The organism is Streptoverticillium reticulum, from assembly GCF_047456005.1.
Classification (GTDB): domain Bacteria; phylum Actinomycetota; class Actinomycetes; order Streptomycetales; family Streptomycetaceae; genus Streptomyces; species Streptomyces reticulum.
Genome location: NZ_CP179755.1, coordinates 1,975,811 through 1,992,894, shown reverse-complemented (window position 1 = coordinate 1,992,894; position 17,084 = coordinate 1,975,811). Strand labels below are relative to the sequence as shown.

Sequence of the window (17,084 nt, the reverse complement as noted above, 5' to 3'; positions counted from 1 at the left end):
AAGCGCCAGGGCCAGTCACTGGCCGGACAACGATGACGGGGTGTGATCTTCTTCTCTGCTATATCGCCTCTTACCGGACATTCAACCCTGGATCCGGTACTCCTCGAGTAGCCGGCGCCCAATGATCATTTTCTGGATCTCGGCGGTACCTTCACCGATGAGCAGCATCGGCGCCTCGCGGTAGAGGCGCTCGATCTCGTACTCCTTGGAGAAGCCGTAACCGCCGTGGATGCGGAAGGAGTCCTCGACGACCTCCTTGCAGTACTCGGAGGCCAGGTATTTGGCCATTCCGGCCTCCAGGTCGTTGCGCTGACCCGAGTCCTTCTTCCGCGCCGCATTCACCATCATGGCATGGGCCGCCTCGACCTTTGTAGCCATTTCGGCCAGTTTGAACTGGATCGCCTGGTGTTGTGCGATGGGCTTTCCGAAGGTTTGACGCTGCTGCGCGTAGGAGACGCCCAGTTCGAAGGCACGCTGTGCGACACCGCAGCCACGCGCCGCGACGTTGACGCGGCCCACCTCGACGCCGTCCATCATGTGGTAGAAGCCACGTCCGGTGACCCCGCCGAGCACGCGATCGGCCGGAACCCGCAGGCCGTCCATGATCAGTTCGGTGGTGTCGACGCCCTTGTACCCCATCTTGTCGATCTTGCCGGGGATGGTCAGTCCCGGCTTGACCTGTCCGAATCCGGGTTCCTTCTCGACGAGGAAGGTCGTCATCGACTTGTGCGGCGCCGTCCCCTCGGGATGGCCCTCGTCGGTCCGGCACAGCACCGCGACGAGGGTCGACGAGCCGCCGTTCGTCAGCCACATCTTCTGGCCGTCGAGAACGAAGTCGTCGCCGTCGCGCACCCCCTTGGATGTGATCGCCGACACATCCGAGCCCAGGCCCGGTTCCGACATGGAGAAGGCGCCGCGCACCTCGCCCGTGGCCATGCGCGGCAGGAAGTGGTCCTTCTGCTCCTGCGTGCCGTGCTGCTTGAGCATGTAGGCGACGATGAAGTGCGTGTTGACGATGCCCGACACGCTCATCCAGCCGCGGGAGAGCTCCTCCACGCACAAGGCATATGTGAGAAGGGACTCACCGAGGCCGCCGTACTCCTCCGGGATCATCAGCCCGAACAGGCCGAGTTCCTTGAGGCCCTCGACGATCCGCGTCGGGTACTCGTCGCGGTGCTCCAGGCCGGTGGCGACCGGGAGGATCTCCTTGTCGACGAAATCGCGGACGGTGGCGAGGATTTCCCGCTGGACGTCCGTCAGGCCGTCGGTCTGCGCCAGGCGCCCCATGTCACTTCTCCCGGACGATCGGCTCGGGGCGGCCGGGCTGTTCCCCGCCGCGCTTGTCGGTGTATTCGGCGGTGGGAACCATCACCTTGCGCCGGAAGACGCAGACGACGGTGCCGTCCTGTTTGTAGCCGCGGGTCTCCACGTACACGATGCCGCGGTCGCTCTTGGACTTCGACGGCGTCTTGTCCAGCACGGTCGTCTCGCCGTAGATCGTGTCGCCGTGGAAGGTCGGCGCGATGTGCCTGAGCGACTCCACCTCGAGGTTGGCGATCGCCTTGCCCGAGACGTCCGGCACGGACATGCCCAGCAGAAGTGAGTAGATGTAGTTGCCTACCACCACGTTCTTGCCGAAATCGGTGGTCTTCTCGGCATAGTTGCCGTCCATGTGCAACGGGTGATGATTCATCGTGAGCAGACAGAACAGGTGGTCGTCGTATTCGGTGACCGTCTTTCCCGGCCAGTGCTTGTAGACGTCCCCGACGGTGAACTCTTCGTAGGTACGGCCGAACTGCATCGCCCTCACGCCTCCGGGATCTCGAACTTGGACGTGCGGGTCATGCCGGCCGCCCGGCCCTTGCCGGCGACGACCAGGGCCATCTTGCGGCTCGCCTCGTCGATCATCTCGTCGCCGAGCATCGCCGAGCCCTTCTTGCCGCCCGCCTCGGAGGTGCAGTAGTCGTAGGCGTCCAGGATCAGCTCGGCGTGGTCGTAGTCCTCCTGCGAGGGCGAGAAGACCTCGTTGGCCGCCTCCACCTGGCCCGGGTGCAGCACCCACTTGCCGTCGAAGCCCAGCGCCGCGGCGCGGCGGGCGACCTCCTTGTAGCCCTCGACGTTGCGGATCTGCAGGTACGGGCCGTCGATCGCCTGCAGGTCGTGCGCACGGGCCGCCATCAGGATCCGCATGAGGATGTAGTGGTAGGCGTCCGCCGGGTAGCCGGGCGGCTGTTCGCCGACCACGAGCGACTTCATGTTGATCGAGGCCATGAAGTCCGCGGGGCCGAAGACGATCGTCTCCAGGCGCGGCGAGGCGGCGGCGATGTCGTCGACGTTCACCAGGCCCTTGGCGTTCTCGATCTGCGCCTCGATGCCGATGCGGCCCTGCTCGAAGCCCATGGTCCGCTCGATCTGCGTCAGCAGCAGGTCCAGGGCGACGACCTGCTGGGCGTCCTGCACCTTGGGCAGCATGATGCAGTCGAGATTGGGGCCCGCGCCCTCGACGACCGTGATGACGTCGCGGTACGTCCACTGCGTGGTCCAGTCGTTGACCCGCACCACGCGCGTCTTGCCCGACCAGTCGCCGGTGTTGAGCGCCTCGACGATGGTGTGCCGGGCACCCTCCTTGGCCAGCGGTGCGCAGGCGTCCTCCAGGTCCAGGAAGACCATGTCCGCGGGGAGGCCCTGGGCCTTCTCCAGGAAGCGCGGGTTGCTGCCCGGGACGGCGAGGCAGGAGCGGCGCGGGCGCAGCCGGTTGACGGGGGCAGGCGTGGAAGACGCGGTCATGCGGAAACCTCCAGAGGGTCGAGCCGGTTTGCTGTACGGATCTCGTCGACGATACGGCCGATGATCTCCGTGATCCCGAAGTCCTTCGGGGTGAAGACCGCTGCGACGCCAGCTGCCCGCAGGGCGGTGGCGTCGGCGGACGGGATGATGCCACCGACGATCACGGGCATGTCCTCCGCCCCCGCGCGCCGCAGCCGGGCCAGGACGTCCGGGACGAGTGCGGCGTGCGAGCCGGAGAGGATCGACAGGCCCACGCAGTGGACGTCCTCGGCGACGGCCGCCGAGACGATCTGTTCCGGGGTGAGCCGGATGCCCTGGTAGACCACCTCGAACCCGGCGTCGCGGGCCCGTACGGCGATCTGCTCGGCGCCGTTGGAGTGGCCGTCCAGGCCGGGCTTGCCGACCAGCAGGCGCAGCTTGCCGCAGCCCAGGTCGGCGGCCGTGCGCGCGACCTTCTCGCGGACCGCGGCCAGCGGGGTGCCGGCCTCGGCGGTCACGGCCACGGGGGCGCCCCCGACGCCCGTGGGCGCCCGGTACTCGCCGAAGACGTCCCGCAGGGCCCAGGACCACTCGCCGGTCGTCACGCCCGCGCGGACGCACTCCAGGGTGGCGGCCATCAGATTGCCGTCCCCGGCCGCGGTCTTCTTCAGGGCCGACAGGGACTCCTGGGCGCGCACCTCGTCGCGGTCGTCGCGCCAGGAGTGCAGGGCGGCGACGACGCGGGCCTCGTTCGCCGGGTCGACGGTCATGATGGCGGTGTCGAGATCGGCGGTGAGGGGGTTGGGCTCGGTCGTCTCGAAGCAGTTGACGCCGATGATCTTCTCCTCGCCCGCCTCGATCCGGGCGCGCCGCTCGGCGTGCGAGGAGACCAGCTGGGACTTCAGATAGCCGGACTCCACGGCCGCCAGTGCGCCGCCCATCTCCTGGATGCGCGCGATCTCGGCCGTGCACTGTTCGACGAGGGCGCCGACCTTGGCCTCGATCACGTGCGAGCCGGCGAAGATGTCGTCGTACTCCAGCAGGTCGCTCTCGTGCGCCAGCACCTGCTGGATGCGCAGCGACCACTGCTGGTCCCAGGGGCGGGGCAGCCCCAAAGCCTCGTTCCACGCGGGCAGTTGGACGGCGCGGGCGCGGGCGTCCTTGGAGAGGGTGACGGCCAGCATCTCCAGGACGATCCGCTGGACGTTGTTCTCCGGCTGTGCCTCGGTCAGGCCGAGGGAGTTGACCTGCACGCCGTAGCGGAAGCGGCGCTGCTTGGGGTTCTCGATGCCGTAGCGCTCGCGGGTGACCGTGTCCCAGATACGGGCGAACGCCCGCATCTTGCACATCTCCTCGATGAACCGGACGCCTGCGTTGACGAAGAACGAGATACGGGCGACGACCTCGCCCCTGCGCTCCTCGGGAACCTGGCCGGAGGCGAACACGGCGTCCAGTACGGCGATCGCGGTGGACATCGCGTACGCGATCTCCTGCACCGGCGTGGCGCCCGCCTCCTGCAGGTGGTAGCTGCAGATGTTGATCGGGTTCCACTTCGGGATGTGGTTCACCGTGTAGGTGATCAGGTCCGTCGTCAGCCGCAGGGACGGCCCCGGCGGGAAGACGTGCGTCCCGCGCGAGAGGTACTCCTTGACGATGTCGTTCTGCGTCGTCCCCTGCAACTGCGTGATGTCGGCGCCCTGTTCCTCCGCGACCACCTGGTACATCGCCAGCAGCCACATGGCGGTGGCGTTGATGGTCATGGAGGTGTTCATCTGCTCCAGGGGGATGTCCCGGAACAGCCGCCGCATGTCCCCGAGATGGGCGACCGGGACCCCGACCCGGCCCACCTCGCCGCGGGCGAGCACGTGGTCGGGGTCGTAACCGGTCTGCGTCGGGAGGTCGAACGCGACCGAGAGGCCGGTCTGGCCCTTGGCGAGGTTGCGCCGGTAGAGCTCGTTGGACGCCTCGGCGGTGGAGTGGCCGGCGTACGTCCGCATCAGCCACGGACGATCCTTCTGACGCTCAGTCATATCGTGGTCTCACACGTTCCTGAAGCGGTTGATGGCGTCGATGTGCTGCGCCCGCATCTCCGCGTCACGCACGCCCATGCCCTCCTCGGGCGCCAGGCACAGCACGCCGACCTTGCCCTGGTGCAGGTTGCGGTGCACGTCGTACGCCGCCTGCCCGGTCTCGGCCAGGGCGTAGGTCTTCGACAGCGTCGGGTGGATCTTCCCCTTGGCGATCAGGCGGTTGGCCTCCCACGCCTCGCGGTAGTTGGCGAAGTGGGAGCCGATGATGCGCTTCAGCGACATCCACAGGTAGCGGTTGTCGTACTGGTGGTTGTAGCCCGAGGTCGAGGCGCAGGTGACGATCGTGCCGCCCTTGCGCGTGACGTACACGGACGCGCCGAAGGTCTCGCGGCCCGGGTGCTCGAAGACGATGTCCACGTCCTCGCCGCCGGTGAGTTCGCGGATGCGCTTGCCGAACCGCTTCCACTCCCGCGGGTCCTGGTCGTGCTCGTCCTTCCAGAACCGGTAGCCCTCCGCGCTGCGGTCGATGATCGCCGTGGCGCCCATCCGGCGGCATATCTCCGCCTTCTGCTCGCTGGAGACCACACAGATGGGGTTGGCGCCGCCGGCGAGCGCGAACTGCGTGGCGTACGAGCCGAGTCCGCCGCTCGCGCCCCAGATCAGCACGTTGTCGCCCTGCTTCATCCCGGCGCCGTTGCGGGAGACCAGCTGCCGGTACGCGGTGGAGTTGACCAGGCCGGGGGCGGCGGCCTCCTCCCAGCTGAGGTGGGCCGGTTTGGGCATCAGCTGGTTGGACTTCACCAGGGCGATCTCGGCGAGCCCGCCGAAGTTGGTCTCGAAGCCCCAGATGCGCTGCTCGGGGTCGAGCATGGTGTCGTTGTGCCCGTCGGCGGACTCCAGCTCGACGGAGAGGCAGTGGGCGACCACCTCGTCGCCGGGCTTCCAGGCGTTGACGCCGGGGCCGGTGCGCAGCACCACGCCCGCCAGGTCGGAGCCGATGACGTGGTACGGCAGGTCGTGCCGCCTGCCGAGCGGGGAGAGCTTCCCGTAGCGCTCCAGGAAGGCGAAGGTGGGGACGGGCTCGAAGATCGAGGTCCACACGGAGTTGTAGTTCACCGAGCTGGCCATGACGGCCACGAGTGCCTCGCCGGGCCCGAGTTCGGGCACCAGCACCTCCTCGACGTGGAGCGACTTGCGCGGGTCCTTCTCCCGGGAGGGGAGTCCGGCGAACATCTCCGCTTCGTCCTTGTGCACGGTGACCGCGCGGTACGACTCGGGGACGGGCAGCGAGGCGAAGTCCTCGCTCGATGTGTCGGACGCGAGGATCGCGTCGAGTATCTGGTTCACGGTGGGCCTCCGGCGAAGCACGTCTACGAACGGCTCGAGGGAACGTCGGGGGTGGTGCAGAGGCGGTGCCGTCGGTTCGGCGGGGTGGTGCTCGGCGAGCGCTGGTGGCGCAACTGATGCCTGTGACGCAGGCGTCCGGGCGCACAAGGTGCTTGTGGGGACAGCCGGCACACGACGTTGGTGTCTGCGTGCCGGCCGCCCGGACATGCACAACGTATGACACCGCGTGCCACTCGACAAGGCACTGCGTGCCAACAATTTCTCTCAGATGTCATCTGAGGGGCGCGAATGAGCAACAATGGCCGCCCCGTTGGGGCAGCCATTGTGCCGATATGGGTGGTATCGCGCCTCGTAAGGGGCGCGGGGCTGTTACTCCCCCAGCTACCGCTGGGGGTGCCCCCAGCGGCTCCGCCGCGTGGGCGCGACCAGCCACAGCCGGCCCGCAGCCGCTCAAACCTCCTTGAGCGCCCTCTCGATCGTGCGCATGACCTCACCGAGCGGCGCATCGGTACGCGCCACGGTGACCAGTACCTGCCCCTCCGCCCGCGCCGAAGCGGCAGGCGCCCCCGCGTCCCGCCCCGCCCCGATCCCCGTACCGAAGGTCGCCCGCACGATCGCGAACGCGTGGTCGAGCTGCGCCTCCAGATCGCCCTCCCCGCCGCCGCGCAGCCAGCGCCGCAGCACGTGGTTGTGCGCCGTGACCACTGCCGAGGCGGCGACCTCGGCGAGCAGCGGGTCGTCGCCCGTGTGGTGGGCGCTCTCGTCGAAGTGGCCCAGCAGATAACGGGTGAACAGCCGCTCGTAGCGGGCCACCGAGGCGATCTCGCGCTCGCGCAGCGCCGGTACCTCGCGCGTCAGCTGGTAGCGCTCGACGGAGACGGCCGGGGAGGCCGCGTACATCCGCATGACCTCCTTGATCCCCCGGCAGACGGTGTCCAGCGGGTTCTCGTGCGCGGGAGCGGCCTCCAGCACGTCGGCGGCCCGCACGAGGGTGTCGTCGTGGTCGGGGAAGATGGCCTCTTCCTTGGAGCGGAAGTGGCGGAAGAAGGTGCGGCGGGCGACCCCGGCCGCGGCCGCGATCTCGTCGACCGTCGTCGCCTCGTAGCCCTTGGTCGCGAACAACTCCATGGCGGCCGTTGCGAGTCGGCGGCGCATGGTGAGCCGCTGGGCTGCGGCACGGCGGGAGCCGGCGCCCAGGGAACTCGCGCTGCGCGGCGCCCGGGCACTCGCGGGCGCGGCGGGTTCGGATGCGGCGGCGCTCCGGGAGGCGCGGGTGCCGTGGGCGGACTTGGCGGGCTGGGACATGTGGGGAACGTAACACGCGTCCGAGTGGGCGTGCCGGGGCGGACCGCCCGTGGGCTCCAGCAGTCCGCCCCAGCCGGCGTCCGGGTCAGGCCTTCGCATACTCGCGGAAGCCGCGGCCCGTCTTGCGCCCCAGGCGCCCCGCCGCCACCAGGTGTTCCAGCAGCGAAGCGGGCGCGAGCCCGGGGTCGCGGAACTCGCGGTGCAGGACCTTCTCGATGGCCAGCGAGACGTCCAGGCCCACCACGTCGAGGAGTTCGAACGGTCCCATCGGGTATCCGCCGCCGAGCTTCATCGCCGCGTCGATCTGGTCCAGCGACGCGTAGTTCTCCTGCACCATCTTCACCGCGTTGTTGAGGTACGGGAACAGCAGCGCGTTGACGATGAAACCGGCGCGGTCCCCGCAGTCCACCGCGTGCTTGCCGACTCCGGCGCACACGTCGCGCACGGTGGCGTGCACCTCGTCGGAGGTGAGCACCGTCCGCACCACCTCGACCAGTTTCATCGCGGGCGCGGGGTTGAAGAAGTGCATGCCGATCACGTCCTGCGGGCGCGAGGTCGCGCGGGCGCAGGCCACCACGGGCAGCGAGGACGTGGTCGTGGCCAGCACCGCCCCCGGCTTGCAGATCTTGTCGAGCGCCGCGAAGAGCTGCTGCTTGACCTCCAGGTCCTCCGCCACCGCCTCGACCGCCAGGTCGACGTCCGCGAGCGCGTCGAGCGAGCCCGCCGTGGCGACCGCCGCCAGCGCCGCCGTCCGCTGCTCCGCGGTGATCCGGCCCTTCTCCACCGAGCGGGCCAGGGACTTGGCGATGCGCGCCCTGGCCGCCTCCGCCTTCTCCGGGGTGCGGGCCACGAGCACCACCTCGTAGCCCTTCTTGGCGAACACCTCGGCGATCCCGCTCGCCATCGTTCCCGACCCCGCGACGCCGACGCTCCGCACGCCGCGTCCGACCGTCGCGCCCCGCGTCCCGCCGGGGCTCTCCGCATCCGCGACGACCACGGCGGAGCCGGGGGCCTCGTAGGTGTAGAAGCCGCGGCCCGCCTTGCGGCCGGTCAGTCCCGCCTCCGACAGCTGGCCCAGGATCGGGGCGGGCGCGTGCAGCCGGTCGTGCGAGGCGGCGTACATGGCCTCCAGGACCGTGCGGGCGGTGTCGATGCCGATCAGGTCCAGCAGGGCGAGCGGTCCCATGGGCAGTCCGCAGCCCAGCCGCATCGCCGCGTCGATGTCCTCGCGGCTGGCGTAGCGCGCCTCGTACATCGCGGCCGCCTGGTTGAGGTAGCCGAACAGCAGCCCGTCGGCGACGAATCCGGGTCGGTCGCCGATCGCGACCGGCTCCTTGCCCAGCTCGCGGGCGAGCGCGGTGACGGCGGCGACGGCGCCGGGCGCGGTGAGCACCGAGGAGACGACCTCGACCAGCTTCATGGCCGGCGCGGGGTTGAAGAAGTGCAGGCCCAGGACGCGTTCGGGGCGGGCGGAGTCGGCGGCCAGCCGGGTCACCGACAGCGCGTTGGTGCCGGTCGCCAGGATGGTGTCCGGGCGCACCACGGCGTCGAGGGCGGTGAACACCTCGTGTTTCAGGGCGTAGTTCTCGGGCACGACCTCGATCACCAGGTCCGCGCCGGAGGCGTCCCGCAGCTCGCAGGAGGTGCGGAAGCGGGCCAGGGCGGCACGGCGCTCGTCGTCGGTGATCCGCCCGCGCTCCACGGCACGGGCGGTCGCGGCCTGGAGCGCGGCGGTGGCCCGGGCGGCGGCCGCCTCGCTGACGTCGATGCCCACGACGGTCCGGCCGGAGCAGGTGAGCACTTCGGCGATGCCGGTGCCCATGGTGCCGAGGCCGACCACGGCGACGGCCGGGAACGGGGGGAGGGGGGACGGATCGGGACGGGACGGTCGGTCCATCACGGACTCCAAGGGAAGCCCCCGTCTGCGGACACGGGGGAGACGGCGGCCGGCGGGCCCCGCACGGGGCGCGGCGACTGAGGAAAACCGCGGACGGGTAACGGGTAAAGGGGGTCCGCGGAACGGGAGTTGCTGGCGGCGGGCCCTGTCCCGGGGCCTGCCGTACTGCCGAACCGACGTCAATGCAGGGGCGGCTGCGTCACCAGGCCGCCAGAGCCGGGGGTACCTCCTGGGGGCACCTCCTGGGGGCACCTCCCAGCGGTAGCTGGGGGAGGTAGCCGGGGGAGGGGCGGCCCGCTCTTGCCGGGAGATTAACTCACGGGTAACCAAGAGCACCAGGGGCTGTGCGCGCGACTTACGATGTGGTCCAGGCCACTCGGGGAGGAGAGCGGGAAATGGAAGAGGAATTCCGCGCGCTGCTGAAGCGGGTACGGGCCGAACTGGTCTCCCCTGCCGAGTTCTCGGCGTACGAACAGCTCCTCGCGCTCGTCCGCACCGACGGCCGCGCGGCGCGCGACGAGCTGGCGCACGTCCTCGTCGCCCCCGAACGGCCGCTGTGGGCGCGGGAGATCGCCGCCTTCGCCCTCGGCTCCCAGGGCGACCGCCGGGCCTTCGAGACGCTGGTCCTCCTCCTCAACTACCGCGAGCCGGTGCGCTGCGCGACGGCCGCGCGCGTCCTGGCCCGGCTGCGCGACCCGCGCACCGCCAAGGCCGCGGCGGCCCTTGCCACCAATCCGCTGCGCACGGCGTACGCCCTGCACCCGGTGCGGCTGCTCACCGAGCTGCGGGCCCCCGAGTCGGTGCCCGCGCTCCTCTCCACGCTGGAGCGGCTGCTCGCGGCGCGCGACCACTGCTGGCCGGTCGCCCGCGCGTGCGTGGAGGGGCTGGGGGTGCTGGGCGACCGGCGCGCGGAGGCCACCTTGGTGGCCGCGCGCGAGCATGAGCGGTTGCGGCCCGCCGCGGTGGTGGCGCTGGCGCGCCTGGGGGGCCGGGCGCCGCGGTAGGGCTCGCGCCCGTAGGGGCGCGGGGCTGTTTTGATGTGCGGCTCCGCCGCGTGGGCGCGACCAGCCGCGACGCGCCCGCGCCGGGCGCCCCGTCAGGGGCGCGGGGCTCCTCTCGATATGCGGCTCCGCCGCGTGGGCGCGACCAGCCCCCACCGGCCCGCAGCCGACGCACCACCCCAGGGGTCCGGGGCGCAGCCCCGAGAACCTCGACTGCAGGCGCGTCGTGGCCGGTCGCGCCCACGCGGCGGAGCCGCACATCGAAACAGCCCCGCGCCCCTGACGGGGCGCCCCGGTGCCCCGCACCCGGATTTGGGCGGCTACCCGCAAGGGTGGTTGGCTGAGCCCACACCAAGTACGAAACGTCCGGAGGACAATGCCATGGGCCAGGTCGAGGCGACCACGGAGCGGATCATCGCGGCGAGCGCGGAGGACGTGTTCGACGCGCTGGCGGACTACAGCGGCGTCCGCCCCAAGCTGCTCCCCGAGCACTTCAGCGAGTACGAGGTGCGCGAGGGCGGCGACGGCGAGGGCACCCTGGTGCACTGGAAGCTGCAGGCCACCAGCAAGCGGGTCCGTGACTGCCTGCTGGAGGTCTCCGAGCCGTCCACCGGCCGCCTGGTGGAGAAGGACCGCAACTCCTCGATGGTGACGACCTGGACGGTCACCCCGGCCGGCGAGGGCCGCGCCAAGGCCGTGGTCCACACCGTCTGGAACGGCGCCGGCGGCATCGGCGGCTTCTTCGAGCGGACCTTCGCACCGAAGGGCCTCTGCCGCATCTACGACGCCGTGCTCGCCCGCCTCGCGGCCGAGACCGAGGGCGGGCAGAGCGCCGGCTGAGCGTCTGCCGCATCCCCGGCACCCGGGCCCGGACCGGAACAGGCCGTTCCGGGCTCACCGGTTCGAGTGGTTTTCCCGGCCGGGCTTCCCCCTTCCGACCGCCCCCGACCCCGCTCCGACCGGCGGAAAGTCCGTCTGTACGGCAATCTGGGGTGAATCGTCGCGCTTGCCCGCCCTTGCAGCTAAATGCGAGAAAAAGGCGGCAACGCAGGCGCGACGAAGGGGAGAAGTTACGTGGGCGGGTCCATCGTCGAGACCACCGTGGTGAAGGGCGACAGCACACTCCCCCCGCCCCCGGCCGCAACCGTACCCGTCGACGGGGAACCCCCGCCGGGCCCCGCGAGAGTGCGCGTGGTCTTCGCCGGGCTGATGCTCACGCTTCTCCTCGCCGCCCTCGACCAGACCATCGTCGCCACCGCCCTGCCCAAGATCGTCGGCGAACTGCACGGTCTCGGCAGGATGTCCTGGGCCGTCACGGCCTACCTCCTCACCTCCACGGTCGTCCTGCCGCTCTACGGCAAGTTCGGCGACATCTCCGGGCGCAAGACCGTCTTCGTCTTCGCCATCGTCGTCTTCGTCGCGGGCTCCGGCCTGGCCGGCTGGTCCCGCACGATGGAACAGCTCATCGCCTTCCGGGCGTTGCAGGGCGTCGGCGCCGGCGGGCTGCTGATCGGCGTGCAGGCCATCATCGCCGACATCGTCCCGGCCCGCGAGCGCGGCCGCTACATGGGCATGATCAGCGCCGCGTACGGACTGGCCTCCGTCGCGGGCCCGTTGCTCGGCGGCTTCTTCACCGACCACGCCTCCTGGCGCTGGTGCTTCTACGTCAACGTCCCCTTCGGGCTCGTCACGCTCGCCGTCGTCGGCGCCGCCCTCAAGCTGCCCCGGCCGCCGCGCCGGGCCCGCTTCGACGTCCTCGGCGCCCTGCTGCTGACGACGGCCTCCGTCTGCCTGGTGCTGCTGACCACGTGGGGCGGCACCGAGTACGCCTGGACCTCCCGCACGATCCTCGGACTCGGCGCGGGGGCGCTGGGCACGACGCTGCTGTTCGCCGTGGTCGAGCAGTTCGCGGCGGAACCGATCATGCCGCCGCACCTGTTCCGCGACCCGGTGTTCACCGTCACCGCGCTCGTCGGGGCCGTCGTCGGCGTCGCCATGTTCGGCGCCGCCAGCTATCTGCCCAGCTTCCTGCAGATGGTCGACGGCGTCGGCGCGACCGCATCGGGCCTGCTGATGCTGCCCATGATGGGCGGCATCGTCGTCGCCTCGCTCCTCGCCGGCCACCTCATCAGCCGCACCGGTCACTACAAACTGCTGCCCATCCTCGGCCTCGCCCTCTCCTCCGAGGGCATGTACCTGCTGTCCCACCTCGACACGAGCACCGGCCGGATCGTCTACAGCCTCTGGATGGCCATCCTCGGCGTCGGCATCGGCCTGTCCCTGCCCGTCCTCGTCCTCGCGGTGCAGAACTCCGTGCACCCGCAGGACCTCGGCACCGCCACCAGCGCCAACAACTACTTCCGGCAGATCGGCGGTTCGCTCGGCGCGGCCGTCTTCGGCACGCTCTTCGCCCACCGCCTCTCCGCCCGGCTCGTCACCGAACTCCCGCACCGCGCGGACCTCCCGGCCCCGGACTCCATCACCCCGCAGCTGGTGCACGCCCTGCCCGCATCCCTGCGCGACGGCTACGTCCGGGCCTACGCCGAGGCCATGCCGCGGATCTTCCTCTACCTCGTACCGGTGCTCATCGTGGGCTTCGTGCTCGCCTTCCTGCTGAAAGAGAAACCACTGGTGTCCCACCCCAACGCCCCCGAGGCCGCCATCCCGTCCGCGCGCACCGCATCCTTCATCGACCCGGTCACCCCGGCCCCGGCGCCGCCCCCGCTCGTCGCGGGCATCCCGGTGACGGGCGCCGTCCAGCACCTCGACGGCAGCACCGTGCCGCGCGCCGCGATCACCCTCATCGACGTCCACGGACGCCAGATCGGCCGCGGCGCGAGCGGCGACGACGGGCGGTACGCCCTGAGCACCCCCGGCACCGGCTCGTACGTCCTCATCGCCGCGGCCGGCGGACATCAGCCGCAGGCCGTGACCGTGACGGTCGGCGAACGCCCCGTCGAACTGGACGTGGTCCTCGGCGGCGCCGGCCGCCTGGCCGGGACGGTCCGCACCGCCGACGGCTCACCGGTGCGGGAGGCGCTCGTCACGCTGACGAACGTGCACGGAGAGGTCGTCGCCTCGACGCGGACCGGCCCCGAAGGGGGCTATGTCATCGCGGAGTTGATCGCCGGCGAGTACACGCTGGCATCGAGCGCTCCGGCGTTCCGCCCGGCCGCGCTCCCGGTGACGGTCCAGTCCGCGCGCGAGACCCGCCAGGACATCGAGCTGGCGGGCGGCGCGGTCCTGCGCGGCACCGTCCGCGCGGGCGGCGGCCGCCTGGTGGAGGACGCGCGGGTGACGCTGCTGGACGCGGCGGGCAACGTGGTCGACTCGACGGTGACGGGCCCGGACGGCACGTTCCGTTTCGTGGACCTGTCGGCGGGCGAGTACACGGTGATCGCGGCGGGGTACCCGCCGGTGGCCACGGTGCTGCAGGTTGCCGGGGGCGGGCGGACGGAGCGGGATCTGATGCTGGGTCACGCGGACTGAGCCCCGTAAGGGGCGCGGGGAACTGCGCGTTCAGCCACGATGCGCCTGCAGTCGGGGTTCTCGGGGCTGCGCCCCGGGCCCCTGGGGTGGTGCTTCGGCTGCGGGCCGGTGGGGGCTGGTTGCGCAGTTCCCCGCGCCCCTTACGGGGCGCCTGGTCGCGCCCACGCGGCGGAGCCGCATATGTCAACAGCCCCGCGCCCCTTACGGGGCGCGGACCGGGGCCGAAACCCCCCTTGTCGCCCTCCCGCCCCGCACTCGATACTCAACGCATGGTGAATAATCGATACCGTCAATCCTGGGAAGGCTTCTGGAGCGAGGCCTCCGACGCGCCGGGGGAGGTCCTCTGGGATGCCGACCCCTCCGTCACCTCCCAGCGGCACCTCGAACTGCTCACCCCGCACATCGACCCCGCCCTCCCCATCGTCGACGTGGGCTGCGGCAACGGCACCCAGACCCGTTACCTGGCCACCCGCTTCGCCCGCGTCGTCGGTGTCGACCTGTCCCAGGCCGCCGTGGAGTACGCCCGGCGCGTCGATGCGACGACGTCCGCGGAGTTCGAGCAGCTCAACCTGGCGGACATCGACGAGGTCCGCGCCCTGCACAAGCAGCTGGGGGATGTGAACGTCTACATGCGCGCCGTGCTCCACCAGTGCGACCCGGAGGACCGGGCTCCGGTCGCGGCCGCCGTGGCGGAGCTGGTCGGTGCCCGCGGCCGGGCCTTCGTGCTGGAAGTGGCCAGTACCGCACGACAGTTGATCGAGGAGCTGGCCCGGCAGCCCTCGGAGCAGGTCGTCGCGGCCGTCGCCCACGACCTGAAGCCGGCCCGTACGGAGCCCGGCGAGGTCGAGGCGCTGCTGCGCGGCGCGGGCCTGGAGGTCCTCGCCTCGGGGGCGGCGGAGATCGTCACCACCCTGCCCGGCCCGGACGGCGGTCACGGCGCCCTGCCGGGCGAGTGGTTCGTGGCAGGCCGCGGCTGACGCTCCCGCGTTCCGCTGACGTGTCCCCGTTCCTGCGATAGAACGGGGACATGGTAAAGATCCTGATCTCGGCCGACATGGAGGGCGCCACCGGGGTCACCTGGCCCGGCGACGTGCTGCCCGGGGCGTCGCAGTGGGAGCGTTGCCGCCACCTCTTCACCTCGGACGTCAACGCCGCCGTCGAGGGCTTCTTCGACGGCGGCGCCGACACCGTCCTCGTCAACGAAGCGCACTGGAGCATGCGCAATCTGCTGCTGGAGAAGCTGGACGAACGGGCCGAGATGCTCACCGGCAAGCACAAGGCCCTGAGTATGGTCGAGGGCGTGCAGCACGGCGACGTCGACGGGATCGCCTTCGTCGGCTACCACGCCGCGGCCGGCGCCGAGGGCGTGCTGGCGCACACGTACCTGGCCAATTCGCTGACCGGCGTCTGGGTGGGCGGCACGCGCGCCAGCGAAGGGTTCCTCAATTCCCTGGTCGTGGCCGAATACGGTGTGCCCGTGGTGCTGGTGACCGGCGACGACCGGACGTGCGAGGACGCCAAGGGGTATGCGCCCCGGGCCCGTTCGGTCGCGGTCAAGGACTACGTCTCGCGGTATGCGGCCGTGTGCCGCCCGCCGGCCCGTACGGCGGCCGACATCCGGGCTGCGGCCAAGGAGGCCGCCGGGCTCGCCGTGCGGCACGAGCCGGTGCGAGGCGGGCCGTTCGCCTGGGAGCTGGAGTTCGACGCCGAGCATCTCGCCGGCCAGGCGACCTGCGTGCCCGGCGTCGCGCAGTGCGGCGAGCGCCGGATCGCCTTCACCACGCCGACCATGTACGACGGCATCCGCTGCTTCAAGGCGGTCACGACCGTCGTGTCGGCGGCGGTGGAGGAAGCTTATGGATGACGGCACGGCGGACCGGGTGGACGGGCTCGCGCTCGACGAGGTGGTGCGGTTCACCTCGGACCTGATCCGGATCGACACCACCAATCGCGGTGGCGGGGACGGCAGGGAGCGCCCGGCCGCCGAGTACGTGGCGGAGCGGCTCGCCGAGGCGGGCCTGGAACCGGTGCTGCTGGAGAAGGAGCCGGGGCGGGCCAACGTCGTGGCCCGCCTGGCCGGTTCGGACCCGGGCGCCGCGGCGACGCTGGTCCACGGGCACCTGGACGTGGTGCCGGCCGAGCCCGCCGAGTGGAGCGTCCACCCCTTCTCGGGCGAGGTCCGCGACGGGGTGGTCTGGGGCCGCGGCGCGGTCGACATGAAGAACGCGGACGCGATGGTGCTGGCCCTGGTGCGTTCCTGGGTCCGGGCCGGGGTGCGCCCGCGCGGCGACGTCGTGCTCGCCTTCACGGCCGACGAGGAGGACCGCGCCCTCACCGGGGCCGACTTCCTCGTCCGGGAGCACGCCGGGCTGTTCGAGGGGTGCACGGTCGGCATCGGCGAGTCCGGCGCGTACACCTTCCACGGCGACGGCGGTCTGGAGCTCTACCCCGTGGGTGCGGGGGAGCGCGGCACCGCCTGGCTGAAACTGACCGCGCACGGCACGGCGGGGCACGGCTCGAAGGTCAACACCGACAACGCGATCGTCCACCTCGCCGCCGCCGTCCAGCGGATCGCCGGGCACGAGTGGCCGGTCCGGCTCTCCCCGCTCGTCCGGTCCGCGCTGCGCGAACTCGCCGCGGCGCACGGCATCGACGCCGACCCGGACGCGCCGGACTTCGACGTGGAGTTCCTGCTGCACAAGCTGGGCGCGGCGGCCAGGCTGGTCGCGGCGACCGTGCGCAACAGCGCCAACCCGACCATGCTGCACGCCGGATACAAGGTCAACGTGATCCCCGGCACGGCCACCGCCCACGTGGACGGGCGGATCGTGCCCGGCGCCGCGGAGGAGTTCCGGGACACCCTCGACCGACTCACCGGGCCGCACGTGGACTGGGAGTACTACCAGAAGGGCGAGGCGCTCCAAGCGCCCGTCGACACCGCGATGTTCGCCCGCATGAAGGCGGCGATCGAGCACTTCGCCCCGGAGGGGCGGGTGGTCCCGTTCTGCATGTCCGGCGGAACGGACGCCAACCAGTTCTCGCGCCTGGGCATCGCGGGGTACGGCTTCAACCCGCTGCGGCTGCCCGCCGGCTTCGACTACCAGGCGATGTTCCACGGCGTCGACGAGCGGGTGCCGGTCGAGGCTCTGCACTTCGGCGTCCGCGTCCTCGACCGCTACTTCATGGATGAGCCCATGGATGAGCACAATGAACGGGCACGACGTGAGGAAGACAGCTCGGTGAACTGAG

13 protein-coding genes are annotated in these 17,084 nt (G+C 71.1%); 6 read left to right on the top strand and 7 right to left on the bottom strand.

Features of this window, described 5'->3' with window-relative positions:
* Positions 1–81: 81 nt before the first annotated feature.
* The 7 genes from ACMATS_RS08955 to ACMATS_RS08925 form a co-directional block, all read right to left on the bottom strand.
* Positions 82–1,287, bottom strand: coding sequence for an acyl-CoA dehydrogenase family protein (locus tag ACMATS_RS08955; RefSeq protein WP_391151166.1), 1,206 nt, complete (start codon positions 1,285–1,287; stop codon positions 82–84).
* 1 nt (position 1,288) lies between these two features.
* On the bottom strand, positions 1,289–1,801 hold the full coding sequence (locus tag ACMATS_RS08950) for a MaoC family dehydratase (RefSeq protein WP_414167582.1): 513 nt from the start codon (positions 1,799–1,801) through the stop codon (positions 1,289–1,291).
* Positions 1,802–1,806: 5 nt separating this feature from the next.
* Positions 1,807–2,787: an HpcH/HpaI aldolase/citrate lyase family protein gene (locus ACMATS_RS08945; protein ID WP_414167581.1), complete on the bottom strand. Its 981-nt coding sequence runs from the start codon at positions 2,785–2,787 to the stop codon at positions 1,807–1,809.
* The gene (locus ACMATS_RS08940; protein ID WP_414167580.1) at positions 2,784–4,796 is read right to left on the bottom strand and encodes a protein meaA; all 2,013 of its coding nucleotides are present in this window, start codon (positions 4,794–4,796) and stop codon (positions 2,784–2,786) included. The genes ACMATS_RS08945 and ACMATS_RS08940 overlap by 4 nt, the downstream gene beginning before the upstream one ends.
* Positions 4,797–4,805: 9 nt before the next feature.
* Positions 4,806–6,143 carry a crotonyl-CoA carboxylase/reductase gene (gene ccrA / locus ACMATS_RS08935; protein ID WP_414167579.1) on the bottom strand — a complete coding sequence of 446 codons (1,338 nt, stop codon included), beginning with the start codon at positions 6,141–6,143 and terminating at the stop codon, positions 4,806–4,808.
* 450 nt (positions 6,144–6,593) lie between these two features.
* Entirely contained in the window at positions 6,594–7,448 is an 855-nt protein-coding gene (locus ACMATS_RS08930; protein ID WP_414167578.1) for a TetR family transcriptional regulator, read from the bottom strand.
* An 85-nt stretch (positions 7,449–7,533) separates the two neighbouring features.
* Positions 7,534–9,345 (bottom strand): 3-hydroxyacyl-CoA dehydrogenase family protein, encoded by a 1,812-nt coding sequence (locus ACMATS_RS08925; protein ID WP_414167577.1) that lies wholly within the window; start codon positions 9,343–9,345, stop codon positions 7,534–7,536.
* A gap of 395 nt (positions 9,346–9,740) precedes the next feature.
* Here ACMATS_RS08925 and ACMATS_RS08920 point away from each other — a divergent pair, with 395 nt between their 5' ends.
* The 6 genes from ACMATS_RS08920 to ACMATS_RS08895 all read left to right on the top strand — a co-directional run bounded on the left by ACMATS_RS08920 (position 9,741) and on the right by ACMATS_RS08895 (position 17,083).
* Complete coding sequence (locus ACMATS_RS08920) at positions 9,741–10,349, top strand: HEAT repeat domain-containing protein (protein WP_390778093.1); 609 nt, start codon at positions 9,741–9,743, stop codon at positions 10,347–10,349.
* Between the two features lie 378 nt (positions 10,350–10,727).
* A complete protein-coding gene (locus tag ACMATS_RS08915) occupies positions 10,728–11,186 on the top strand; it encodes an SRPBCC family protein (RefSeq protein ID WP_336413954.1) in 459 nt (152 codons plus the stop codon).
* 234 nt (positions 11,187–11,420) lie between these two features.
* Positions 11,421–13,835, top strand: coding sequence for an MFS transporter (locus tag ACMATS_RS08910; protein ID WP_390778092.1), 2,415 nt, complete (start codon positions 11,421–11,423; stop codon positions 13,833–13,835).
* Between the two features lie 269 nt (positions 13,836–14,104).
* Positions 14,105–14,812: a class I SAM-dependent methyltransferase gene (locus ACMATS_RS08905; protein WP_414167576.1), complete on the top strand. Its 708-nt coding sequence runs from the start codon at positions 14,105–14,107 to the stop codon at positions 14,810–14,812.
* 50 nt (positions 14,813–14,862) lie between these two features.
* On the top strand, positions 14,863–15,699 hold the full coding sequence (locus ACMATS_RS08900; RefSeq protein ID WP_414167575.1) for a M55 family metallopeptidase: 837 nt from the start codon (positions 14,863–14,865) through the stop codon (positions 15,697–15,699).
* Positions 15,692–17,083 (top strand): M20/M25/M40 family metallo-hydrolase, encoded by a 1,392-nt coding sequence (locus tag ACMATS_RS08895; protein ID WP_390778089.1) that lies wholly within the window; start codon positions 15,692–15,694, stop codon positions 17,081–17,083. Before ACMATS_RS08900 ends, ACMATS_RS08895 begins: the two co-directional genes overlap by 8 nt.
* Position 17,084: the final 1 nt, after the last annotated feature.